This is a genomic window from Salinadaptatus halalkaliphilus (assembly GCF_006543045.1).
Lineage (GTDB): Archaea > Halobacteriota > Halobacteria > Halobacteriales > Natrialbaceae > Salinadaptatus > Salinadaptatus halalkaliphilus.
Map to the genome: position 1 here is coordinate 1 of NZ_RBZW01000021.1, position 24,630 is coordinate 24,630.

Annotated in this window: 20 protein-coding genes and 1 tRNA gene; 13 read left to right on the plus strand and 8 right to left on the minus strand. The window is 65.1% G+C overall.

Going from position 1 to position 24,630, the window contains the following annotated elements; all coding sequences use genetic code 11:
- Positions 1–236 precede the first annotated feature (236 nt).
- Positions 237–312, plus strand: a tRNA-Cys gene (locus D8Y22_RS07330).
- Between the two features lie 442 nt (positions 313–754).
- Here D8Y22_RS07330 and D8Y22_RS07335 read toward each other — a convergent pair.
- From D8Y22_RS07335 to D8Y22_RS07350, 4 genes are read right to left on the minus strand one after another with little or no spacing between them, the layout of a single operon-like run.
- Positions 755–1,717, minus strand: coding sequence for an AAA family ATPase (locus D8Y22_RS07335; RefSeq protein WP_141464061.1), 963 nt, complete (start codon positions 1,715–1,717; stop codon positions 755–757).
- 45 nt (positions 1,718–1,762) lie between these two features.
- Positions 1,763–2,299 carry a DUF7519 family protein gene (locus D8Y22_RS07340; protein ID WP_141464062.1) on the minus strand — a complete coding sequence of 179 codons (537 nt, stop codon included), beginning with the start codon at positions 2,297–2,299 and terminating at the stop codon, positions 1,763–1,765.
- On the minus strand, positions 2,296–4,236 hold the full coding sequence (locus D8Y22_RS07345) for a DUF58 domain-containing protein (RefSeq protein WP_141464063.1): 1,941 nt from the start codon (positions 4,234–4,236) through the stop codon (positions 2,296–2,298). Before D8Y22_RS07345 ends, D8Y22_RS07340 begins: the two co-directional genes overlap by 4 nt.
- Positions 4,229–5,065 carry a DUF4129 domain-containing protein gene (locus tag D8Y22_RS07350; RefSeq protein WP_141464064.1) on the minus strand — a complete coding sequence of 279 codons (837 nt, stop codon included), beginning with the start codon at positions 5,063–5,065 and terminating at the stop codon, positions 4,229–4,231. The genes D8Y22_RS07345 and D8Y22_RS07350 overlap by 8 nt, the downstream gene beginning before the upstream one ends.
- Before the next feature lie 177 nt (positions 5,066–5,242).
- Here D8Y22_RS07350 and D8Y22_RS07355 point away from each other — a divergent pair, with 177 nt between their 5' ends.
- Both D8Y22_RS07355 and D8Y22_RS07360 read left to right on the plus strand, forming a co-directional pair.
- Entirely contained in the window at positions 5,243–7,237 is a 1,995-nt protein-coding gene (locus D8Y22_RS07355) for a right-handed parallel beta-helix repeat-containing protein (protein WP_141464065.1), read from the plus strand.
- 5 nt (positions 7,238–7,242) lie between these two features.
- Complete coding sequence (locus D8Y22_RS07360) at positions 7,243–7,425, plus strand: hypothetical protein (RefSeq protein ID WP_141464066.1); 183 nt, start codon at positions 7,243–7,245, stop codon at positions 7,423–7,425.
- Positions 7,426–7,471: 46 nt separating this feature from the next.
- On the opposite strand, the gene glmU is transcribed toward D8Y22_RS07360, so the two are convergent.
- Positions 7,472–8,656 (minus strand): bifunctional sugar-1-phosphate nucleotidylyltransferase/acetyltransferase, encoded by a 1,185-nt coding sequence (gene glmU / locus D8Y22_RS07365; RefSeq protein ID WP_141464067.1) that lies wholly within the window; start codon positions 8,654–8,656, stop codon positions 7,472–7,474.
- A 131-nt stretch (positions 8,657–8,787) separates the two neighbouring features.
- Here glmU and glmM point away from each other — a divergent pair, with 131 nt between their 5' ends.
- The 6 genes from glmM (at position 8,788) to D8Y22_RS07395 (ending at position 15,822) form a co-directional block, all read left to right on the plus strand.
- Positions 8,788–10,122, plus strand: a complete 1,335-nt coding sequence (gene glmM / locus D8Y22_RS07370) for a phosphoglucosamine mutase (protein ID WP_141464068.1) — start codon at positions 8,788–8,790, stop codon at positions 10,120–10,122.
- A gap of 110 nt (positions 10,123–10,232) precedes the next feature.
- The gene (locus D8Y22_RS07375) at positions 10,233–11,444 is read left to right on the plus strand and encodes a sugar phosphate nucleotidyltransferase (protein WP_141464069.1); all 1,212 of its coding nucleotides are present in this window, start codon (positions 10,233–10,235) and stop codon (positions 11,442–11,444) included.
- Positions 11,444–13,231: a glutamine--fructose-6-phosphate transaminase (isomerizing) gene (glmS, locus tag D8Y22_RS07380; RefSeq protein ID WP_141464070.1), complete on the plus strand. Its 1,788-nt coding sequence runs from the start codon at positions 11,444–11,446 to the stop codon at positions 13,229–13,231. Before D8Y22_RS07375 ends, glmS begins: the two co-directional genes overlap by 1 nt.
- Positions 13,232–13,280: 49 nt before the next feature.
- Positions 13,281–13,562 (plus strand): hypothetical protein, encoded by a 282-nt coding sequence (locus D8Y22_RS07385; protein ID WP_141464071.1) that lies wholly within the window; start codon positions 13,281–13,283, stop codon positions 13,560–13,562.
- The gene (locus D8Y22_RS07390) at positions 13,559–14,746 is read left to right on the plus strand and encodes a DUF4350 domain-containing protein (RefSeq protein ID WP_141464072.1); all 1,188 of its coding nucleotides are present in this window, start codon (positions 13,559–13,561) and stop codon (positions 14,744–14,746) included. Before D8Y22_RS07385 ends, D8Y22_RS07390 begins: the two co-directional genes overlap by 4 nt.
- Positions 14,743–15,822: an AAA family ATPase gene (locus tag D8Y22_RS07395; protein ID WP_141464073.1), complete on the plus strand. Its 1,080-nt coding sequence runs from the start codon at positions 14,743–14,745 to the stop codon at positions 15,820–15,822. The genes D8Y22_RS07390 and D8Y22_RS07395 overlap by 4 nt, the downstream gene beginning before the upstream one ends.
- Before the next feature lie 25 nt (positions 15,823–15,847).
- Here D8Y22_RS07395 and D8Y22_RS07400 read toward each other — a convergent pair whose 3' ends face one another.
- The 3 genes from D8Y22_RS07400 to D8Y22_RS07410 are packed head-to-tail and all read right to left on the minus strand — an operon-like array spanning position 15,848 to position 18,773.
- Entirely contained in the window at positions 15,848–16,771 is a 924-nt protein-coding gene (locus D8Y22_RS07400) for a hypothetical protein (protein WP_141464074.1), read from the minus strand.
- Complete coding sequence (locus D8Y22_RS07405; protein ID WP_141464075.1) at positions 16,768–17,337, minus strand: hypothetical protein; 570 nt, start codon at positions 17,335–17,337, stop codon at positions 16,768–16,770. Before D8Y22_RS07405 ends, D8Y22_RS07400 begins: the two co-directional genes overlap by 4 nt.
- Positions 17,334–18,773 (minus strand): DUF58 domain-containing protein, encoded by a 1,440-nt coding sequence (locus tag D8Y22_RS07410; RefSeq protein WP_141464076.1) that lies wholly within the window; start codon positions 18,771–18,773, stop codon positions 17,334–17,336. Before D8Y22_RS07410 ends, D8Y22_RS07405 begins: the two co-directional genes overlap by 4 nt.
- 103 nt (positions 18,774–18,876) lie before the next feature.
- Between D8Y22_RS07410 and D8Y22_RS07415 the strand changes: the two genes are divergently transcribed.
- From D8Y22_RS07415 to D8Y22_RS07430, 4 genes are all read left to right on the plus strand, one after another.
- The gene (locus tag D8Y22_RS07415) at positions 18,877–21,102 is read left to right on the plus strand and encodes a hypothetical protein (RefSeq protein WP_174811798.1); all 2,226 of its coding nucleotides are present in this window, start codon (positions 18,877–18,879) and stop codon (positions 21,100–21,102) included.
- Positions 21,103–21,282: 180 nt separating this feature from the next.
- A complete protein-coding gene (locus D8Y22_RS07420; protein ID WP_141464078.1) occupies positions 21,283–22,332 on the plus strand; it encodes a DUF1616 domain-containing protein in 1,050 nt (349 codons plus the stop codon).
- A gap of 137 nt (positions 22,333–22,469) precedes the next feature.
- Positions 22,470–23,657, plus strand: coding sequence for an inorganic phosphate transporter (locus D8Y22_RS07425; protein ID WP_141464079.1), 1,188 nt, complete (start codon positions 22,470–22,472; stop codon positions 23,655–23,657).
- Between the two features lie 273 nt (positions 23,658–23,930).
- Entirely contained in the window at positions 23,931–24,581 is a 651-nt protein-coding gene (locus D8Y22_RS07430; RefSeq protein ID WP_217350870.1) for a helix-turn-helix domain-containing protein, read from the plus strand.
- Positions 24,582–24,630 lie beyond the last annotated feature (49 nt).

The window sequence follows — 24,630 nt, forward strand, 5'->3', positions numbered from 1 at the left end:
ACTGGAGTGGGAGACCCTCTGGGAAACCTGGTTCGCCGCCATCCACTCATACTTCATTTCTAAGCCTCACAGCATCCGCTGTGGGGCTTTTTTCATTTCCAACGAGCGCGAGAGCGATCAGGAGCAATCGCTCGGTTCCGGAACATCCCTGTAGCGGCTGCGTCGCTCGAGCGTGCGATTTCCCCGCCGGCGGGGACCGTAACCGTTATGCGCGCCACTCGTCTACTGGCAGTTGCGCCAAGGTGGCAGAGTCCGGCCGAACGCAGCGGCCTGCAGAGCCGCCTACCGCCGGTTCAAATCCGGCCCTTGGCTTACTGTTGCAAACACTTTCGTGACCGGCGGGACGACCAATTTGGATATCGGACTTCGTCTCGCTCGTCTCGGAGTCACGGTCGGCCTGTGGTTGTTGTACGGTCTGTGGTACGGCCTTCGGGAAACCCGCGGGCGATCTGTCGGTTGCCGGTGACGACGGATCGGATCCGTATCAGATCGTATTCGAAAAGCACAGATTTTTCGATACGCTTCCGAACCGAGGAGTTCCGTATGGTTCTCGAGGCCGATCACGTCTTTTGAGCGGTGTCGGTGACGAGGGTGTGTCGTATCGATCGGCTCCTCGCACACCGTCGCGAGACGCTCTCGACCGTACCGATCCCGGACCCTCTCGCGCGAAACGAGATCGTAGCCAGTAACAACTGATTGGGCGTTTTCGGGGCGAGCTGGGTGGCGATATGCACGGATTACGTTCGAGGGAGTGTTAGTGTGGCTGGCTTTCGACGGTCGGGACGGGGACGGATTCGAGGACGGACTCGAGTACCTGCGTGCTATCGATATCGTTGACGGTTGCCTCGGGCGTGAGGACGAGGCGGTGGGCCAGCACTGGCTGGGCGACCCGTCGGACATCGTCGGGAGTGACGTATTTGCGGCCGGCGATCATGGCGGCGACGCGGGCGGCTTCGAACAGTCGCTGGGTGCCGCGTGGGGAGACGCCGGTGTCGACGTGAGCGGCGGTTCGGGTCGCGCTGGCGATGGCGACGGCGTACTCGAGAACGTCGTCGTCGACGTGGATTCGTTCGGGGACGGCTCGGAGGTTGGTGACCTGCTCGTTTTCGAGGACGGTCTCGACGGAGGGTGTGGTCTGGGCGCGCGAGGCACGTCGCCGGAGAAGATCGGTTTCGCCGTCTTCGTCGGGGTAGCCGAGCGAGGTTTTGACGAGGAAGCGATCGAGTTGGGCCTCCGGGAGCGGGAAGGTGCCGTCCTGGTCGATCGGGTTCTGGGTCGCGATGACGAAAAACGGCGCTGGAAGCTGTCGGGTCTCGCCGTCGGTCGTGACTTGCCCTTCTTCCATGGCCTCGAGCAGCGCGGCCTGGGTCTTGGGTGGGGCGCGGTTGATCTCGTCGGCCAGCACGACGTTTGCGAAGATGGGGCCTTCGTTGAACTCGAAGTGTCGTTCGCGCTCGTTGAATACGTGCGTCCCGGTGACGTCGGCGGGGAGCAGATCCGGCGTGAACTGGATCCGTGAAAACGAGAGGCCGAGCACGTCGGCGAGGCTGCGAGCGGTGAGGGTCTTCCCGGTTCCCGGCACGTCCTCGAGCAGGACGTGACCGCGACCGACGACGCCGACGAGTATTGTCTCGAGGACGTCCCGGTCGCAGATCACCGCCTCGCCGATCGCCTCACAGATCGTGTCGCTCAACTCGCTCGCGCGGGCAACGTCCATGGGAATCGCCACCGTTCGACGCGATAAATCAGTTTTGCTCGATTGTCACGATGGCCACTCGAACGAGAGCGTCTCGCGCGGGGCGAGCGCGACGGCGATGAGGGCGCCGGCGAGCAAGAGTAGTGCGACCGCGAGCAGGGGTTGCGTGCCGGCCACCAGCAGCGAGCCAGCGGTACCGAGGACGACGATTGCACAGCCGGCGGTGAGACTCGCAAGCGCGTGTGCGAGCTCGGCGCGGACGGTGGGTGCCTCGCGCCCGAGTTGGCGGCCGACGCTGATCGCGTTGTGGCCGATATCCCACGCGAGGATCGACGCAGTAGTGCCGGTGAGGACGGTGGCGACGCCTGCTCCGTCGCCGGCGCTGACGAACACCGCGAGGACGAGTCCCGCTGCACCGACCGTCAGTACCGTCCGGTCGCCGACCAGCAACGCGAGAGCGAGCAGGAACCAGCCGATCGATGCGGTCGCCACTCCGTGTATCGACCAGGGTACGGTACTGGCCCATCCAATGGCGGCGAGACAGACGGCAAGCCAGGCGCTGAGTATCGCTGGTGAGCCGTCGGGTGGGTTCGCGGCGTTCATCGTGCCCTCCGGAGTGCGTCTTCGAACGACCGGTCCCACGCCCAGTCGACGACCGGGACGCCCAGCCCGCGAACTTCGTCGATCCGTCGCGATCGCTCGAGGTGGGCAACCGCCCGCGCCGGATCGTCTGTCGTCGTCGGATCCGGTGAGACGATGGCCACTGATGGTCCCCGCGCTCGAAGCGTTCGCACGATCTCGAGGATGGTGTCGTCACAGAGCGGGCTGAACAGGAGGAGCTGTGCGTCGCTCGGGAGTCGTTCGAACTGGCCGAGATCGTAACCGGCCGACGCTGGAGGTCGTGGATCGATCGAATCGTGGCTGGTCAGCAGCGCTCGAGCGCGCTCGCGGTGGGCGTCGCCGGTCCCGGGGGACAGCCAGAGCGGTTCCGGGCCGATCGAGGCGAGGCCGACGCTGTGGCGCTCTGTCAGCAACGTATCCACCGCGCTCGCGGCGCCGGTAACCGAGCGGTCGACGGCGTGTTCGCCCGCGAAAAACTCCGGCGTGTAATAGGCGTCCCTTCGCGCGTCGATGGCGGGGATCACCACGGCCGACCGTTCGTCGTGAAAGGAGACGGTCGATAGTTCGTTCGTGCGTGCGTAGCGATTCCAGTCGATTCGTCCGACCGCGTCCCCGGGCTGGTACGCCCGGACGCTGTGGAACTCGAGTCCTGGGCCCGAATCCGTCGTCGCGAGCGAACCGGCTCGACGCCCGCCCTGGGTTCGGAGCGGAAGCTCGTCGCTCGAGGCCAGTGGCGGAGCTGTCGGTTGGCACGTGATCGACGGTGCCGTCTCGGGGGAGACAGACTCGAGTCGTTCGGCCGCGCCCGTGACGGGTCGGTCGACGAGTACGACCGGTTCGAACTCGTGTGTGCCGCGACGAGCCGTGATCGTGTACGTGATCGCGGTCGACTCGCCCGGGGCAAGCGAGGTGCCGAGTCGCGGCGAGCCGTCGACGACGGCCACGTCTGGGGGAACGCCGTCGACCAGCCGGAGGTCGGCGAGTCGTCGATCACCCTCGTTACGGACGCTGAGGACGACGTCGACGTCCGCGCCCGGTTCGGGTGTCGCGTCGCTGACGGCCCGCTCGACGGTCACCTCGAGGTCGCGGTCGAGTTCGATATTCGCGTACGCGGCGAAGCCGATGCCGACCGCCGCGGCGACGACGATCGGCGGTTGCTGGTAGAGGATGCCACCCACGAGGCCGACGAAGGCGACGACGGTCACGCCGTGCCAGTGACCGGTTGGAAGTCGATCGCCGTCGGGAATCTCGGGTTCGCTCGTCGGCTCGTCCTCCGCACCCGCGGTGTGTACTCGAGGCTGCGACGCGAACTCGGCGGATTCGACTGGAACGGTCGCGGTCGCTGCGATCGCGCTCATCGTTCGTCGCAGTTCGCGCGGTGCCTGTCGGCTCGGGAGATCGAGTGCGAGTCGTATTCGTTCTCGGAGCGGTCGCGACGGGGGGCCCTCGCTGTCGTCGAGCAGTCCCGCCGCGAGGGTGTCGTCGGTCCAGGTGCCGGCAGCGATCGCGTCGGTTGCTGCGTCTCCGGTTCGGTCGCGATCCTCGAGGAGGCCTCGTGCCAGCTCCTGGAGTCGCCGACGGACCGTCTCGAACGTCTCGTCGGACCGGTCGCGGACGGATTCGACGGTCGCTGCGAGGTCGTCGCCGGGGACCGGAACCGGCGTCGCCGTCTCTCGCCGGGGGAATGTTGTCTCGGCTGGCGGGGTCAGAAGTCGCTGGCGAGCGATGCGATAGCTCTGGGCCAGGACGAGCGCCAGCAGGAGATATAGCGCCAGTTGCCCGAACGCCTCGAGCCCGACGACGAGATCGGGGGGCAACATCTCGAGAACCCAGTCGGTCGCCACGAGGACGCTGCTACCGACGATCAGCGAGAGGACTGCAACGGCCAGAACCGCCCCACGGAGGACGGATTCACGCATCGGAATCGTCCTCCGTCGCGTGGAGTCCGCGGCCCAACTCCCGCGCCCGCTGCTCTCGCTTGGCAGTCGGGTTTCGGTCGCCGTACCGGCTGTCTTCGAACAGTCGTTGGAGTTCGCCGACGGTTTCGGCGTCGAACCCGTGGTCGATCGCTGCCGCTCGGACGTCGTCGGCCGTCGCTGTGTCGTCGTCACCTTTCCCGACCGATTCGGTCACGGTCTGCCACGCCTGGTAGATGTCGTTGTCGGCCGGCCGATCGCTCGGGGTCTCGAGCGTGGCGGCGGGCGACGCGTTGTCGGCCGGTGGCTGTTGGTGTCGTTCGACAGTCGTCGCCGTCGCCTCGAGGGGCGGCGTCTCGGTGGCGTCTCGAGCCAGGATGACGGCAGTGCCGGCGACGGCGAGAACGAGTGCCAGTGCTGCGACGACGAGTGCCACGCTATCGGCGATGGTGGCGGTCAAACTCGTCTCGCCGCCCCAGCCGGCGAGTACCAGCCAGCCAAGGACGGCAGCGACGCCGCCGATTCCGAGCGCGAGTACCAGCGCACTCGTCTCGGGATTCGAGCGGGCGATCCGGACGAGGATCACCAGACCGACGATGGCGACGCCGAGCAGGAGCCACTCCGCCGGCAATGAGCCACTCTCGTCGCCTTCGGGCTGTTCACCGACTGCCTCCTCGAGGAGTTGTGCCTCCTCGTCGTCCAGGTCGGCGGGATCGAGCGTTTGGTCGTCGTCGACGACGGAGATGGCAGTTGGGAGTGCCGGGGCGGCGACCGCCACGACCAGGATTCCAGTGATCCCGAGACAGAGCATCCACGCGAACGTCCTGGTCACGCAAACTGTGTGGGAATGGAGGGAGATATACGATTCGGTGGCCGGTATCGTCTGCCGGATCTCCGAAAAAATACTACGCTACACATCTAAATATTATATACTGCGAGCGACGAATAGTGGTATGCATCTGGTCTATCGCCCTCCGTCGGGCGTGTCGGTGACGGAGGCTGAATCCGCATGACCGACGGCTATCCGGAGCCGCCACGAACTGCGTGGGGCGATCTGGCACTGGTGAGCGAGGCGGACGATCCGAGGGCTTATGAAGGCGTGTGGGGCGTCGTCCAGGACCGGGAGAACTGGCGCGAACTCCAACGCAAAATCCTCGAGGAGGGGACCTACGAGCAGCGACCCGAGGCGGCGCCGTTCGACGGGGCGAAGTACCACGCGACGGATATCAACACGGTATTCGCCTGGGACGAGGACGACGCGGCGTGGCAGCCGCTAAACACCGGAACAGCGGCCGATCCGGTCCCCGGGAGGACCCACCTCGAGTCGGTCGCCGCGGATCGGACGAACGCCGTCGTCTGGGCCGACCGCTACGCCGATTTGCAGTCGGCGCTCGACGAACTGAATGCCGGTGACGTCCTGTTCGTCCCGAAATCGAGCGGCCCCTACGAGGAGACGCCGACGCTCCCGCCGACCGACGATATCGCGATCGTCAGCAACGGTGCCGTCTGGCGACCTGGCCCCGGCGACGACCGGGCGTTCGAGGATCCACATACTTACAGCGAGTGGACAGGGGATGTCTTTACGCCGTCTCGAGTGACCGACACGCCCTCGACACTCGATCGCGAAATCCGGGTGGCGGACCCGCGTTTATTCGCCGAAGGCGATACGGTTCGCCTGTGGGATCCCGACGAGACGTATCGGGATATTGAGGCGGGCCAGATGGGGACGGGTGCGGGGATTCCACAGGGCGAATTGCTCACCGTTCGAGGAGTCGATGGCGACGCCGTCGGGATCGAACCCGCCGTTCGGTTCGAGTATGCAAACAGTGGCGGCAACCTCGTGTTAGAGCGGGTCGACCATCCGATAGACGGGCTTCGAATCGAGGGGTTTCGGTTCGAGAATCACGGCTGGGCGGTGTCGCTGTACTATCTAAAAAACGCCCGCGTGACGGATTGTACGTTCACGAACTGCGAATCGCGTGCGATCGAGTTCAACGCGTGTTACGATTCCGTCGCGAGCGATATCAGGCTCAGAAACGTCGACGGCTACGGGATCGGTGCCAACAGGGGCTCGTTTCACACGACGATTACGGATGTCGACGCCGAAAACGTCAGCAGCTACGTCGTCGCCGCCGGCTGGAGCAGACGGTATCCAAACCCCGTCTACGACGTGACTGCAGCGAATATTCGCGGGCGAAACTCCCAGTTCGTCTGTGAGGCTCACCACGGTGCGGAGTTCGTCCGCTTTCGAAACGTCGTCGCGGACAACGCGGAACTGTGTAAGCTTCGGGGCAGAGACCAGCAACTGATCGGGGGACAGGCGAGAGTGACGCGACCGATCGGGCCGGATTCCGACGTGATCCACCTCACGCAAGCCCCGGAAAACGTCTCGATACGCGGCGTCGACGTGTCCGGAACCGACGCGAACATCCTGCACGTGATCAACTTGGAACCGGATCTCGCCGCGAAAAACGTCACCATCAGCGACGTGTCCGTCGAGCAGGCGACGCAGTTTCTGTCGATCGGTGCGGGCGGAACTGCGACCGACGATATTTCGATCGAAAACGTCGTCGTCCGTGACGCAGAGATTGCTCGCCTCTCTCACACCGATCCGGCCGACGAGGACGAACGCTCGTGGTTCATCCGGTATCGGGACGACATCCACACCGATGGGTTCACCGTCGACGGCTGTCTCGTCCACGACTTCCAGACGACGACGACCGGCTGGATTCTCCGACACCGGCCGAACGCAGCCATCGACGGTCGGTTCACGATCAAAAACTGTGCGTTTGGGGGTGCCGTGAGCGGACTGCTAGTCGAGCCCGACAACGCCCTCGCAGTCCACGGCTGTACGTTCGAGGACTGCGATACCGTCCTCCACGAGGACTCCGGTCACCCGCGTCATTTCAGGGACAACGTCTACGTCGGGTCGACGACGCTTCCTCGAGCGGAAGGGACCGACAGCATGACGACACCGTCTGGCGTCGCCGACCGTCTCTGGTGAGTCACGTGAACGAAACTCGTCGAGCGCTGTTGGTAACGGTCGGCGCGATGTCGGTCCCGCTGTCTTCCTCGAGGCCCTCGAGCACGTCCACGTCCCCGACGGTGTCGGCGGACGAGCGGGTCTACGGCGCCGGGACGTACGGCGCTGGTGCTTACGGCGGCGTCCGTCTCGGCGACGAATCGAAGTGAGCAGTCTCGCTGGTTGGGTCGAGATTATACCGCACACAGCGCATCCTCACCGATCCCGGTCGACGACCTCGCCGGGGTCGGTCGTCGCGTTCGCCGAGAGCGCCAGGCCGGGTGCGAGACTCGAGTCGATCCCCGTTTTGACCTCGGGGCCGGCGACGACGCCGAACTTTCGACGGCCGGTCGAGACGCGCTCGCCTTTGACGGTGTGTTCGACGGGCTCGTCATCGTGGCGGAGGTTCGCGACGGTCGTGCCGGCGCCGAAGTTGACGTCCCGGCCGAGTACGCTGTCGCCGACGTACGAGAGGTGGCCGACGGTCGCGCCCTGCATGAGCACGCTGTTTTTGACTTCGACGGCGTGGCCGACGTGTGCGTCCTCGCCGACCAGGGTGGCGCCGCGGACGTAGGCATTCGGCCCGACCGAGGCTCCCGATCGGATCAACACGGGCCCCTCGAGGACGACCCCGGCGTCGACGCTCGCACCGGACTCGACGACGACGGGCCCCCGAACGACGGCGTCGTCGCTGACCGTTCCCTCGAGACGGGGCTCGAGCTCGTCGAGTTTCCACTCGTTGGCTGCGAGCAGTTCCCAGGGGCGGCCGACATCCAGCCAGCGATCGAGGACGACCGGCCGAACGGTGTCGGCCTCGATCACGCGTGCGAGAACGTCGGTGATCTCGCGTTCGCCGCGTTCGCTCGCCGGCACCTCGAGCCAGTTGCGAGCCTGGGCGGGGAAGACGTAGACGCCGGCGTTGGCGAGCGTCGAGGGCGGCTCGTCGGGTTTTTCGACGATGCCGGTGACGGTCTCGTCGGCGGTCTCGAGGACGCCGTAGTTCGTCGGATCGTCGACGCGGACGGCGCCGACGGCGGGGCCGACCTCGAACAGGTGAGCGATCGCATCGGGGTCGTAGAGGTTGTCGCCGTTGAGGACGGCAAACGGCTCGGCCGTGAGGTGGTCGCGCGCGGCGGCGACGGCGTCGGCGGTGCCAGCCCGTTCGCGCTGGACGGCGTAATCGACCGGGACCCCGCGATAGCTGTCGCCGAAGTAGTCGCGAACGGCGTCACCCTCGTAGCCGACGACGACGACGAGTTTGTCCACCCCGGCCTCGACGGCGGTGTCGGCGGTGTGGGCGACGATCGGGCGGTCGGCGACCGGGAGCATCGGTTTGGGAACGTCACTCGAGAGCGGTCTGATTCGAGTGCCCTCACCAGCCGCGAGCAGAACTGCGTACATTATCTCGTCTCACTCGCTCGTATGATTTATACGCTACTATTCGTATAAGAACGAGCTGGCGGCGGGGGTCGACTGCAGATACGGATAGCTTCCACTCGACTATTTATGTCCGGTCGTTGAACGCTGGATCAATGTTCGGAACGAGTGGCATTCGAGGGACAGTTGGCGAAACGATAACCGCCGAACTCGCGGTGTCACTGGGCCGTGCGCTGGCGAGTGCAAACTACGATCGCGTCGTCGTCGGTCGCGACGCTCGAGCGAGCGGCCGGCTGTTGGTCGATGCGCTCACCGCCGGCGTTCGCGAAGGTGGCAGCGACGTGATCGACGTCGGGGTCGCAACGACGCCGACGGTCGCTCGTGGTGTGGGGACCCTCGAGGCCGATGCGGGCGTCGTCGTGACGGCCTCGCACAATCCGGCGACGGATAACGGGTTCAAATTCTGGACGCCATCCGGACAGGCCTTCGACGAGACGCGACGGAACGAAATCAGCGAGTACGTGCGTGCCGACGACGAGGCGCTCGTCCCGTGGGACGAACTCGGCGATCGAACGGACCGGAGCGACGGCGTCCTCTACGCCCGTCACAAGGACGCCCTCCGTACGTCGATCGACGCCGCCGACACCGCACTCTCGTCGCTCTCGGTCGTCGTCGACGTCGGCAACGGCACCGGCGCTATTACGGCGGACGCGCTCTACGAACTGGGGTGTACGGTGCGAACTCTGAACGCGCAGCCGGACGGGCGGTTCCCGGCGCGGCCCAGCGAGCCAAACGCCGACACCCTCGAGACGCTGCAACAGACGGTCGGGGCGACCGACGCCGACCTCGGGGTCGCCCACGACGGCGACGCGGATCGCATGGTCGCCGTCGACGAACGCGGTGAGTTCGTGGTGCTCGATTGCTTGCTGGCCCTGTTCGCTCGCGAGGCCGCCGGCGAGGGCGACCGGGTCGCCGCGCCGCTGAACACGAGTCTGGCGGTCGACGACGCGCTCGCGCAGGTCGGCGCGTCGCTTACCCGGACGCCGGTCGGTGACGTTTATGTGGCCGAGCGAGCCACCGAATCGGATGTCGTCTTCGGCGGCGAACCGAGCGGTGCCTGGATCTGGCCCGCGGAGACGCTGTGTCCCGACGGTCCGCTCGCGGCCTGCAAGCTCGCCGCACTGGTCGCCCGCCGCGGCGCGCTGGGCGAGCTCGTCGATGCCCTCGAGACGTATCCGATCCACCGGGAATCGATTCCGGTGGAACGGAAGGCGGCGGTGATGGACGCCGTCGAGACGGCGGTTCGCGAACGCGGGGCGGCATTCGACGCGATGGATGGCGTTCGCATCGAGTACGACGACGGCTGGGTGCTCGTCCGTCCCAGCGGTACCGAACCCGTCGTTCGCGTCACCGCCGAAGCTCGCGACGCCGACCGGGCCGACGCCCTCCTCGAGGACGCTCGTTCGCTCGTCGACGATACGGTCCGCTGACGAGTTTTTGCTCCGAACACCCCTCGTTTCTTTCCCCGCCCTGTGCATACTACAACACTGCACGGATAATTATATATGGCTTCGTAGTACTAAAATTAGCACGTCAAACTATGGAATCTCTCTCTGCCGTCGTGCTTGCGGCCGGCGAAGGAAAGCGGCTCCGGCCACTGACGCGAAACCGACCGAAACCGATGCTACCCGCCGCGACGCGTCCGATTATCGAACGAGTCTTCGACGAGCTCATCGATGCGGGAATCACGGATATCACGGTCGTCGTCGGCTATTGTCGCGATCGGGTCCAGTCGCACTTCGGGCCGACCTACCGAAACGTGGCCCTGACCTACGTCGGGCAGGACAAACAGCTCGGGTCTGGCCACGCGCTGGCCGCCGCCCAGTCGGCCGTCGATGGGCCGCTACTCGTGGTCAACGGTGACCAGATCGTCGACCGAGAGATCATCGACGACGTCGTTCGGGCTCACGAATCGGCGACGGCTCCCGCGACGCTCGGGTTGCTCCGCCGCGAGACTGTCAGCGGCTACGGTGGCGTGCTCCTCGAGCCGGATGCGGGGCTCCCTGCGGACGGGCGTATCGTCGAACTGGTCGAGCGCCCGCGCGACGACCGAAACTATCGACTCAATGCGGGCGTCTACGCGTTCGAGCCGACGATCTTCGAGACGATCGACGAAACGATCCCCCGAGCGGGCGAGCACTCGTTGACCGACGCGATCTCTCATCTCGTCGAGGAGGACGACGCCGCCGGGCCCGTACAGGGGGTCGAATCCGACGGCTTGTGGGTCGACGCGACGTACCCGTGGGACCTGCTTCGGGTCGCGTCCGAACTGTTCGACCGCGACGTTCCCGATCGGACGACGACGGCCGACGATCTCGCGTCGGTCCACGAGACGGCCGTCGTTCGCGAGCCGGTGGTGGTCGGGGACAACTGCGAAATCGGCCCCGGTGCGGTCGTGGGGCCCTACACCTGTCTCGGCGAGAACGTGACCGTCGGCACCAACGCCGTCATCGAACGCAGCGTCCTCGACTCCCAGACGCGCGTTCGGCCGAACGCGACGGTCCTCGAGTGTGTCACCGGCCAGGGCGTCGAGATCGGCGCTGGCACGACGATCGGTGGTGGTCCCGGCGACGTTCGCGTCGGCGACCGGGTCTTCGAAGACGAGGATCTTGGTGCGTTGTTGGCCGACCGCGTCTCCGACGGCGGCGACGTCACCTACGTTCCCGGCACCATCGTCGGCACCGCTGCCGAGGTCAGCGCCGGCGCAACCGTCCGCGGTACCGTCCCGGCCCAGACGGAGGTGCGGTCCTGATGTGTGGCATCGTCGGCTACGTCGGCGACGACGGCGTCCTCGAGGTCCTCATGGACGGCCTCTCCGGGCTCGAGTATCGGGGCTACGACTCCGCTGGCATCGCGATGGCCGAGTCGTCGATCTCGGTACACAAGCGCCAGGGCGACATTTCGGCGCTCGAGGAGGCGCTGCCCGACGGCAGCGTCGAGGCGACCGCCGGTATCGGCCACACCCGGTGGAGCACCCACGGACCGCCTTCGGACGCCAACGCCCATCCCCACACCGACGAGAGCGGCCGCGTCGCGGTCGTTCACAACGGCATCATCGAAAACTACCAGCAACTGCGCGACGACCTCGAAGCTGCGGGTCACAGCTTCGACAGCGACACCGACACCGAGGTCGTCCCCCATCTGATCGCGGCGGCACGCGACGACGGTGCCGACCGCGAGAGTGCGTTCCGTCGTGCGATCGGCCGACTCGAGGGTAGTTACGCCATCGCCGTGGTCTTTTCGGGGAGCGAGACGGTGTATGCCGCTCGCAACGAATCGCCGTTGGTACTGGGCGTCGGCGACGATGGGCACTATCTCGCCAGCGACGTCCCGGCGTTTATCGAGTACACCGACCGGATAATCTATCTCGACGACGGCGAGTTCGCACGCATCGACGAGTCGACCGTCGTCGTGACGGATACGGACGGGACCGTCGTCGACACCTCGATCGAAACGGTCGAGTGGGACGCCGAAGACGCCGGCAAGAGCGGCTACGACCACTACATGCTCAAAGAGATCAACGAGCAGCCGACCGCCGTCCGGCAGTGTTGTGGCGAGCGCGTCTCCGAACTCGAGCGGACGATCGACGTCGACTCGCTGTCGGCGCTGTCGGTGCCCGAGCGCGTCCAGTTCGTCGCCTGTGGGACATCGTACCACGCTGCGTTGTACGGCGCACGGTTGCTTCGCGAACGCGGCGTCCCCGCGACGGCGTTTCTGGCCAGCGAGTACGACACTGCCACACTGCCGGTCGACGAGTCGACGTTGGTCGTCGGCGTTACCCAAAGTGGCGAGACGGCGGATACGATGGGTGCCTTGCGGGGTGCAAACGGCGCCGGTGCGACGACGCTCGCCGTAACAAACGTCGTCGGTAGTTCGGCCGCCAGAACGTGCGATCACGTCATGTACGTCCGGGCCGGGCCCGAAATCGGCGTCGCTGCGACCAAGACGTTCGTCTCACAGCAGATCGCCCTCGCGATGCTGGCGTGTGAACTGACCGACGAGTACGACGATGACCTGGTCGAGGCACTGCGTGATCTGCCCGACAAACTGCAATCGATCCTCGATAGCTCCAGCGGGCGCGAGATCGCTCGGGAGTATCTCGAGGCCGATGCCTACTTCTTCATCGGTCGTGGCTACAACGCACCGGTCGCGCTCGAGGGTGCCCTGAAGATGAAAGAGATCACCTACAAACACGCCGAGGGGTTCCCTGCGGGCGAACTGAAACACGGCCCGCTCGCACTGGTCACCGATCGGACGCCCGTGTTCGCGCTGGTAACCGCGGGATCGAATCCGACGAAGACGATCGGGAACGTCAAGGAAGTCGAGACGCGGGGTGGGCCGGTCGTCGCCGTCACCGATGGCTGCGACGACGTCGCACGCTACGCGGACCACGTTCTCGAGGTTCCCGAGACGCATTCTGCACTTGCGCCCGTCCTCGGGAACGTCCAGTTGCAACTCGTTTCCTACTGGGTGGCGAACGAACTCGGTCGATCGATCGACAAACCTCGGAACCTGGCCAAAAGCGTCACCGTCGAATGAGGCACCTCGCTATGGGCTCCCGGATCGACACCATCGACGACACGAGGCAATGACGACACATCGCCGAATGCAGTTCGTCTACGGACAGCTCGCCTGGATGCTCGGGACGGTGCTCGTGCTCACCGTGCTTGGCTCGGTCTCGCTCGAGTTGTTCGTTAGCTGCTCGCTGATCGGGGTGCTCGTTCTCTCGGAGCTGACGGTCCCGCTGAACGTCGCACCGGCGTGGCGACGGCGACTCCCGTGGCTGATTGCTCTGGGACTGGCCGGGTTTGGATTGCTCGTCGTTCGCCGATTGCTTCTGATCTTCCCACCGGAGGTGCTCCCGTGGTGAGCGATCGCCTCGAGATGGACTGGCCACGAGCGCTCACGTACGCGCTGGCGATCGCCGTTGTGGCGACGCTGTTGATCGCTGCAGCCACGTCGACGGCGGCCTTTGGCCTCTTTAACCCGTCGTGGGACGGCGCCACCGAGTTCCGTGTGGCGGTTGCGGACGATCCCGCGACGGATAGTGCGGTGGTACGAGATCCGTCCGCGTACGACGCCCATTCACCCGACGAAACGACGGCATTCGTTATCGCTCCCGACTCGACGTACGATCCGGCGGCTGCCGACCGGATCGCGCAGTTCGTCGAGCGCGGCGGGACACTCGTCGTTCTCGACAACCGCGGTGTCGAGAGCAACGCGCTTCTCGAGGCTGTCGGTGCCCAGGCCAGACTCGATGGGCGAGTGGTCCGAGACGAGCGCCATCACGAGCAGGGGCCGCTCCTGCCGACGGCGACGACCGTCAGCGACCGCGAGTTGGCCGACGACGCCGAGCGATTGACTCTCAACCACGCGACGGTGATCGACGTCGGAACGGAGCCACTGGCACTCGAGCAGGCGCCAGCCGATCGGGGGGAGCCGACGACCCTGGCAACGACGAGCGCGTTCGCCCAGCTCGAGCCCCGGTCGGCCGAGCATCAGAACGAGGCCGACAACTCGTCGGCGCCGTCGGCCACGTATCGGGTGGCGACGACCGAATCGGTCGGCGATGGCCGGGTCGTCGTCGTCGCCGATCCGAGCATCACGATCAACGCGATGGTCGATCGGTCGGACAACGAGGCGTTCTTGCACGCCCTCCACGCAGATACCGACACGGTGGTTTTCGACCGTTCCCACGCCGGCGATCTACCGCCGCTTGCGAGCGCGCTCGAGACGATCCGCCGATCCCCGACGTTGCAGGCGTTGATCGGTGTCGGGTCGATCGTGGCTGTGGGTGTGACTCCCAGCCGCCGCGTCCGTCGGGCTCTCGTCGCCGTCCGTGATCGGCTCGCGATCGGGAGCGGCGTTCTCACTGGTGTGAGCACGGACACTGGGGTCGACCGAAGCCACGAGCGTAGCGACGCCGGGCTCTCGGCGGCCGAACAGGCGGGGTATCTCAGACGCCACCATCCTGACTGGAGCGACGATAGGATCGAAGAGATAATAGGAAAATTCAACCACAACGATGGTGAATATACGGTTACTGACGAATGACTGGATCGAATCGACGAGCGGATGACGGTAGCGACAGTCGGCAGTCGACTCCCCGTAGCGACCCGGTCGCCATCTACGACACGCTCCACAGCGAAATCAAACGCGTCCTCGTCGGGAACGACGAGACGACCAGACAGTTGACGATCGCGTTGCTCACTCGCGGACACATCTTGCTCGAGGGCGTTCCCGGTATCGCCAAGACGACGGTCGCGACGTTGTTTGCGCGGGCCACCGGTCTCGAGTACAGTCGCATCCAGATGACGCCCGACGTTCTCCCCGCCGATATCACTGGAACGACCGTCTATCGCGAGACCGTCGGCGAGTTCGAACTGCAGCGAGGCCCCATCTTCGCAAACGTCGTCGTCGCCGACGAGATCAACCGTGCAACGCCGAAGACCCAGTCGGCCCTGCTCGAGGCGATGAGCGAGCGTCAGGTCACGATCGAAGACGAGACCTGCCAGCTGCCGTCGCCGTTTATCGTCGTCGCGACGCAAAATCCGGTCGAGATGGACGGCGTCTTCGACCTTCCAGAGGCCCAGCGCGACCGGTTTCAGTTCAAACTCGAGATGGACGTTCCCGACCGGGCGGCCGAACGGACGCTTCTGGATCGGTTCGATTCGGAGCCGGAACTGGGTCCGGACGACGTCGAACCGGTCGTCTCGCCTCGGGAGCTGCTGGCGACACGACGGGCGGTCGCGGCCGTCCACGTCGCGCCGGCGGTCAAAGAGTACGTGCTCGATCTCGTTCGATCGTCGCGGGACCATCCCAACGTCGCCCACGGCGCCTCGCCGCGTGCGACGCTTGCGTTCGTCGACGCGGCGAAAGCCAACGCCGCACTCGAGGGTCGAGCGTACGTCATTCCCGACGACGTCAAACGGTTTGGGGAACCGATTCTGGCCCATCGACTCGTGTTGTGCACCGATGCGGATCTCGGTGGCGTCACGCCGGCCGATGTCGTCGCCGATGTCGTCGAGTCGGTCGAGCCACCGGGTGCCGAAGCGATCGAGACGGATCCTGCCGAGCCCGACTCGGAATCGCCAGCAGCTGAACCCGACGGCGGGCGACGGCGTCGATAATCCGTTTGCGAGTGAGTTCTCGCCGTTAGGTTTCCGCTGCAGTCGCGTCTGTCGGGCCGATCGTTCGCGATTCGAGCGCCGTTTCGATATCCCAGCGACAGGTGACGAGCCAGTCGGCACGACCGTCGCCTCGCGTGACCGTCAGATCGACGGGCTGTTCGAGGCCGGTCGCCATCCCCACGGCGAGAAACGAGGCGACGGGATGGTCGAACCGATCGAGGTCGCGTACGGCGCTGTCCGTGACCGCGAACGTCACCTGTGACGGATCGACTTGAGGATCGACGCCATCGGCGAGTTCGAACTGTTCGACGAGCCCGTCGGCAAGTTGGGCCGCGAGCGGCGACGGCGTCCTCGAGAGGTCGGTGGTCAACGCCTGCTGGAACGCCTCGAAGAGTCGGCCCCCGGTCGGCTCGAGGACGAGTCCGCGAGCGTCCTCGTCGGTGACGATCGGCCCCTCGTGGGTCGGGAGTTCGTAGTCGTGGTATCGGGGGACGAACAGTCGACAGTCGCCGATAGCGTGTGCTGGAACGTAGAGTCGCGTCTCGCTCAGGCCGAGTTCGCCGGCGAGTGCCGCCTGGTTCGACGCGAGCGCAGCGTAGATCCGCTCGCCAACGTCGGCGGCGACGAACGCACCCGGCGAGAGGTAATACGTCAGGACTGCACCGAACGCACCCGTCGCGCCGAGTGCGAACAGCACGTCACGGTGGGCCGGAAAGATCAGCCCGCCACCAACGGCGACGATGCTGATGGCAAACAGTCCGAGTGCCCGCTTGCGATACTGTGCGTGCCTGACGCGTGCGTACGTCGATCGAAGCCGTCGGTTCTCTGCTTCGAGAAGCTCGATCCGGGCGGCGAGTTCGACTCGATCCTCGGTGGTTCTCTGAACGTCGCTCTCTTCGGCCGGTCTCGATCCGTCGGTCGTCTCGCGGTTGTAATCTGTCGTACTCATAACTCGGTCGATCCGGTTCGGTCGGTCTCGGTCCGGTCCGTTTGTGTCGTCGTGTCGGCGTCGGTCGGCTCGTCACGCTCGCTCGAGCCCTCGAGGAGCCCGAGGGCGACCCGTTCGTATCGATCGAGACCGAGTACACACCACACCAACACGACGAGGAGAGCGAGTCCGGCTATCCATACCGACCCGGGGCCACTCGCGATGAGGAGCCAGCCCACACCGACGAGGCCGCTCGTCGTCACGACGACGGCGACGCCGAACGCCACGGGGTGTGGCGTCCGGAATCCGGCCGCCAGTGCAACCAGCACATACGCTGTGGGTGCAAGCAGCGCCGTTTCGCCCTCGAGCGTGTACGTCGGGACGGCGGCCAGTCCGACGAACCCGACCGCCAGCGCGGCTGGCGTCTCGAGGACGTACCACGCGAGGACGGTCCCGAGCCAGATGCCGATCGCCGGCGGACCGACCGTGACCCACAGCGACAGACAAAGCAACACCAGCATCGCTGGCTCCGCGTTCGAGCGTGCCGTCTCGATCGGTGTCTGGCAAGTCTCGGCGCTCGTGGTCACGCCACGTCACCTCGAGATCGGCCGGCGTCGACGATCGCCGAGAGGCGGTCACCGGGGCCGACCTCGAGTGCGGTGACCCGTTCGATGCGCGTCAGATCGCGTCGGAGGTTTTCGAACGCGACGTACTGATCGAACGACTGCTCGAGTGCAGTGATACGGTCGGTCTCGTAGAGTACCGAGGGGGCGAGCAATACGAGCACGTCGTTGCCGTGACTGTGTGCCAGCGAGACGGTTTCGCGGAGTTCGGCGGGCCGCGAGTCGTCGGTAACGATCACGGTTTGGCCTCGGTTGTGGCTACTGGTCGTCGCTCTGATGGCGCTGGTCAGTGAGTCGACGGTCACGCGGTCGGTACCGCTTGCACGCGCTTCGTAGAACGGTCGGAGCGTCGTTTCGAACGGTTCCCCTTCGGGATGGCTCGAGCCGCCGGCTAACGACGCGAGTCGCGTTCGGGCCTGGTCACCGGTCAGTCGTCGCGTGTGGGTGCGTGTCGTCCCGGTCGGTTCGAGATCGAGGAGTCGGTGTCTGATCGTTCGATACGTGCCTCCAGCAGTCGTCTGTTCGATGCGAGAACTGACGCCGCCGTCGTCGACGGTCACGAGACCGACCGGGTCGCCCGCCCGGTACGCGCGTTCGGCTACCGACAGCGCGGCTTCCCGGAGGTGATCAAATTTCGTCCCCGAGTCGGGGCCCGTCGCCAGCGTCGAGCGATGGTCGACGACGAGCGTCGTTCGTCGGTCCGTCTCGGTCTCGAACTCCCTGACGTAGGTAGTGCCGAGCCGAGCCGTTGCCTTCCAGTCGATCTTGTCGGCGGTATCGCCGGGGACGTACTCGCGTGGCTCGGCCGGGTCGTCCCCGGAGCCGAGACGTCCGCCTTCGTGTTGTCCGTAGGCCGTTCCGATCCGATCACCACCGGCGCCGACGTGGATCGGCTCGTCACCTCGCGGTTCGACCGTGACGGCCGGCCGACTTCCGGCGGTTATCGTTTCACGGAGGCCGCCGTCGGTCGCTGTTACGGTTGCCGGCTCGAACTCGTGGCGACCGGAAACGGGCCAGCGGAGTGGTTCGGTCGTCGCGCGCTCACAATCGCCGGGATCCAGCGTCGTCGCCGGCGGGGTGGTATCGTCCTCGAGCGTTGCGACCGTCGGCACCGACCCGCCGATCGTCACCTGGAGCGACGATGGCGCTGCAAGCGACGCTCCGAGCGTGATCGCACTCGCGCCGTCGGTTCGGACCGTCGTTCGATCGACGGTCTGGTCGACGGTTAGGTTCTCGACCGTTCGCTCGAGCGCCATCGTAAACGCGAGTTGGCGAGCGACGGTCCAGCCGCCGATAGTCGCTGCGCCGACGAGCAGCATCGGGTCGTCGAAAACGATCGCGAGGACGACGAGAACGCCAGCGAGCGAACACCGTGCCAGAAAACGAGGTGTGGGGTACATCCTGATGGAAGACGCCGTTCCGATAGCGTTGGTATCTCGGTAGACGGCATCTTCGATTGAATAGCTTTTTGATTTTAGGGACTAATCGACAAATGTGAACCAGATGCGGCGGAGACGAATACTGCTCGCCGAGCTGGTGGTCGTGGTGATACTGCTGTGTAGCGTCGGGTTCGTCGCAGTTTCGGGGGCAACGCAGTCGACGACTGTATCGGGTGCATCGACGGCCGCGGACGAACACGTCGACGGAACCGACGATACGCCTCCACACGTTGACCCCGACGAGTACGACGAGGACGGTGACCTCTCGGAGGTTCAGTCGTGGCTGGCACAGCAACTTGCCGATCGACTCTACACCAGTACGACGGCACTCGAACGTGACAAATACGACAGTGCACGCGCTCAGTTCGACGACACTTATCGAGATCACTACGACGAGTACGCGCCGATCGTCCGCGACTCGGGCGACTACGAACACGAGAACCTGGACGGAACGCTGCCGGAGGCGTTCGTCCACGCTCGAGCGGAGACGATATCGCTTGCCGATGCACTCGAGGCCTACGACGAACGATCGACGGAGTACGACCGCGCCGTCGCCCGCGACGACGAGGATGCGGCCGTCGAACTGGCACTCGAACTCGATCGTCGGGCAGCGGAGATCGAAGCGGCAAACGAAAGCCTCCATCAGCAGTTTGCGATCATCGAAGCCGTTTCACGAGCCGATCTCCAGAACAGTCCCGAGACGGTACGAGCGATCGACACGGAGATCCAGGCCCAACAGGCCGAAATCAGGGCCGCACGGTTTACGGATACGTCACTGACGGCAGACGCAGACGGCGACACCGTCACGCCGGCCGAGACCGTCACACTAACGGGATCGATCGACGCCGATGACGAGGGCTGGCCCGCCGGTCAGGAGACCGTGACGATCGCGGTCAACGGCGAGGCCCACGATCTCGAGGTCACCGAGGATCCGCAGGGGACGACAGCCGGTATCGACGAGGACGGCACCTTCGTTCTCGAGTATCGGCCGGAGCCGCTCGGCTCGACGGCAGACGAACTTCACGTCGAGTACGTTCCGGCGACGGGTATCGGCCACCGGTCGACCGAGACGACGATACCAGTCGCCGTCGAGTCGGTCGAACCGACGGTGACACTCGATGGGCCGGAACGTGTCGGCTACGGCGATACCGTCCTCGTCACTGGCGAGTTCACTGCAGACGACCTCCCGGTCGAAAACGCACTCTTGACAGTGTCGCTCGGTGAGACGGCACTCGAGACCGTCGAGACGGTCGAGGGATCGTTCAGCGAGACGGTATCGATTCCAGCGACGGTACCCGACGGCGAGCGCGAGCTGGCCGTCAGCTTCGACGCCACAGACCGAGCGCTCGAGCCGGTTTCGACCCGGGAGCCGGTCACCGTCACCGAACGCGAGAGTCGATTGACGCTGTATGTCACCGAGACGGCGACGGGACAGCTCTACGTCGAAGGGGCGTTGACGGCCGTCGGCGGCGATGCAATCAGCGGACAGCCGATTCGACTCGACGCCGACGGTGACCACGTCGCCGACGTGAGGACGGCTGACGACGGCTCGTTCGACGAGACGATCACCGTCGAGCCACCGGGGGACAACGCGACGATTACTGCAACTTACGACGGCGACGGTACCAACGTCGGGTCTGGGGCCGAACGAACAACCGCCGAGACGACGACGCAGGCATCGTGGATCGACGACTGGGGACTCATCGTCTACGTGTTGGCCGGCAGTCTCCTCGTCGGCGGCGCTCTCGTCGGTGTGTGGCGACTCGTCCGGTACTACAGATCCCCTCCCGTCGACGACGGTGGGTTCGCGTCCGTCTTTGGCGACCGCTCGAGGGCATCCTCGACGCGACCGTCGGCCGATTCTCCGGACGGGACCGTCACCGCAAGCGCCACTCCCGGGCCCGACCGCCGGCCGACAAACGCCGAGTTGCCGGTCTCGATCGGGCCATCGCACAGTCACGAACTACTCAAGCAGGCGTCGACGCAACTCTCGAGCGGCCGAACCAACGAAGCGATTCAGTCGGCCTACGTCGCCGCCAGGATGGAACTCCAGTCGTTCGTTCCCGAGGGGCAGACGCTTACCCACTGGGAGTTTCACGAGCAGTACTCGGGGCCTCACGCGGACGCGCTGGGGGAAATCACCGAACAGTACGAACGTGCCGCGTTCGGCCTCGAGCACGTCTCACGCGAGGACGCCTCGGAAGCCGTCGTCTCCGCCCGGTTGCTCGTCGACGGAATGAGCGACGACGACGGCAGTCACGATCTCGACGGGATCGTCCTCGAAGAATGAGGCGAAACGCTGTCCCGTGGTTCGGCCCACTTGCAGGCGAGTCGCGGCGGGACCGCCACTGGCGGACGACGGTCCGGTATCTACAGACGTGCCTGCGTGGACGGGATGCTAGCTCACAGCCGACGATGCTATCGGATTACAACAGTTTAATTTTACCACTGATACTCGGTAATGACACGTATGAGTGATGGCCGTCGGTGGTGGTTGCTACTTCCGGCACCGCTTCGGAAGGTGCCTGCGGATCTCGGTGCCGTGTTGCTCCTCACGGCGGTTACCAACGTCGTCATCGTCGTACCGTTCGTCCGTGAGACACCGCTTCGTGCGCTGTTTGGGCTCGTCTTTTTGCTCGTCGTTCCGGGGTATGCGTTCGTCGCGGCGCTGTTTCCCGGGCGACCGGCACCCGAGTCCGGCGACGGCCACAGCGGGTCCGACCCGGACAGTCACCGAGCGGTCGCTACGACCGATATACTCGAGCCAGGGCCAGGCCACATCGACGGCGTCGAACGGGCCGGGCTGTCGGTCGGATTGAGTATCGTCTTCGCCCCGTTGCTCTTCATGATCGTCGACGTCTCGCCGTGGGACCTCGATCTCGTGGCGCTGCTTGGCGTCGTTACTGGGTTTGTTCTCGTCTCGTGGGCGGTCGCGGTCGTTCGGCGGTGGCAACGTCCGCCTGAGGATCGGTTTCGGGTTCCGTACCGCACGTGGATCGGCGCCACCCTGGCGGTCGGACAGTCCCAGTCCCGGCTCGACGCCGCTTTGTCCGTTCTCGTGGTCGTCTCGGTCGTCCTCGCTGTCGGCGTCGTCGCCGGTGGGGTCCTCGTCCCAGCCGACGGCGAACGGTACTCCGCGGTCTACGTGCTGACCGACGACGACGACGAATTCGTTGCCGGTAACTATCCATCGAGGGTGGCACTCGGTGACAGTCGAGAAATCGTCGTCGGAATCGACAACGAGCAACACCGGACCGTCGAGTACACCGTCGTCGTCGCCGAGCAACGACTCGAGGAGACGGGCGAGGGGGTCGGCGTCGTCGACCAGCGGGAACTCGAGCGCTTCGAGGCCGAACTGACCCACGGCGAGACGAGCTACCACGTCCACGATATCGAGCCGACGATGGTCGGTGGGACGCGGATCGTCTGGTTCCTGTATCCGGACGATGCGCCAGTGGAGCCGTCGATGGAGACCACGCCCTATCACGCTCATCTCTGGCTCGAGGTGGACGATAGGTAGTCTCGGTTCGCTATCGCCCGCCGATATACTCGGCCCGGTAGGCCGAGCTGTTGCTCTCCATTCTTGTGCGCATTAGCGACGCCGTCCTCACTGGAACCCGGCACACACTTGTATACCCCCCCAGTAGGAGGCCGTAGATGGTCGAGATCGCGACGATCGCGACGTTTCTGATCGCCGCAGTCGCCAGTCTCTTTATGGCCTGGGCGATCGGCGCCGGCTCGAGTGGGTCGACGCCGTTCGCGCCAGCGGTCGGCGCCAACGCGATTTCGGTGATGCGAGCGGGCTTCCTGGTCGGGATTCTCGGCTTTGCCGGCGCCGTCTTACAGGGGGCGAACGTCTCCGAGGCGGTCGGCGAAGACTTGATCGGGGGCGTGACTCTCTCGCCGATGGCGGCGACGATCGCGCTGGTGATCGCGGCCGGGTTGGTCGCGGCGGGCGTGTTCAAAGGCTATCCGATAGCGACGGCGTTTACGGTCACGGGGGCGGTTATCGGTGTCGGGTTGGCGATGGGTGGCGATCCGGCCTGGCCGAAGTACGCGGAGATCGCCACTCTGTGGATCTTGACGCCGTTCGTCGGCGGCGGACTCGCGTACGGAATCGCCCGAACGCTTCGTCTCGAGCCGATCGCCGAAGAGTGGCTCATTATCCTGCTTGCCGCCTTGGTGGGCGGTATCATCGCCAACATCGAGTTCGCCGTGCTCGGGCCGCCCGACGCCGGTGCGTCGATCGCCCAGGCCGTTGGCGCCTGGCTGCCGGTGTCGGAGCTACTCGGTATCCTCGCGGTGACGGTATCGATTGCGGTCCTCTGGGCGATCGCCATCGGTCTCGACCTCAACAAGGGCACCGAACGCGGCGAGCGACACTTCCTCCTCATTCTGGGCGCGCTCGTGGCGTTTTCGGCCGGCGGGAGTCAGGTCGGGCTAGCGATCGGGCCGCTGTTGCCGCTGTCGGGCGATGTCGGTCTGCCGCTGCTCGCGTTGCTGGTCGGGGGCGGATTCGGCCTCTTGCTTGGCTCTTGGACCGGCGCCCCGCGGATGATCAAGGCCATCTCGCAGGATTACTCCTCGCTGGGCCCCCGACGCTCGATCGCCGCGCTCATCCCCTCGTTTATCATCGCCCAGACGGCCGTCCTCTTCGGGATCCCCGTCTCGTTCAACGAGATCATCGTCAGCTCGATCATCGGCAGCGGTTACGCCGCGAGCACGGGTGGTGGCGTCAGCGCCCGTAAGATGGGGTATACGGTACTCGCGTGGGTACTCTCGCTGGCCGGTTCGATCGTCATCTCCTACGTCGGCTACCTCGGCTTCGCCGCGGTCTTATTGTAACGATTTACCGGTGGGACCGCAGGACGATCGTGGGCACACCGGCAACGACTTCAGATAGTCCGTCTAGTGTGTCGTTCGGAAGCGCTTCGTGTCATTATGCCCGTAGTGTCTATGCATTCGCTGTATCAGGCAACATATGACACTCACTTCCCGGAAAAGGTTTTAGTATGGCTAATAAAATCCATTCATAGGTAAACCATGGCAGTTCAAGAGCGAGCGGAAATGCTACAACTGTCGTTGGATCTCTGGCATCCAAACTGTTGGACGCTGGAAGTGACCGACGACCAAGACGGAGGGATGTACGGTCACGGTGCGTATACGACGGACGAAGGAACGGCGATGGGACGGTTTACGATGTACGGAAAGACGACCGCCGACATACAGACGCTCATTGATCGAGCCAGAGCGTCGTCGCTGACGGAGATGGTCTCGGTGGCCGAGCACGACTACAATACGAACCCGGGACAGACGGGTGTTTCGACACCCGGAAACGCGACGAAGGACGTTTTCGTTGAGTTCCAGTCTGAAAACAGTATCGACCATTCGTTCGTCTCTCGAGGATTCATCTACGATGGTCCCGTTCACATCCATGGCGGTCGTGAATACTGGACCGTTATTACACACAAGGAGCGGGACCTGATCGACAACGATCTCGCGTCGATCCAATCGGAGATGAACGCGGAGATCAACGTCCAACAGATATCGCCGTACCAACACGCGAGAGATCCCATTAGCGAACGGGAGGTACTCTCGGCACGACAACAAGAAGTACTCAAACTCGCTCGCTCGAACGGCTACTATTCGTATCCGCGCGAGACGACCTCTCGAGAACTGGCCAGTAAACTCGATATCTCGAAGACGACGTTCCTCGAACATCTCAGAAAGGCCGAAGCAAAGCTGCTGGGGCCGGGCACCGACGAGTAATCTCTCTCCATCGCCGCTTACCCTCCCATGGGAGGCACTGGGTTATACT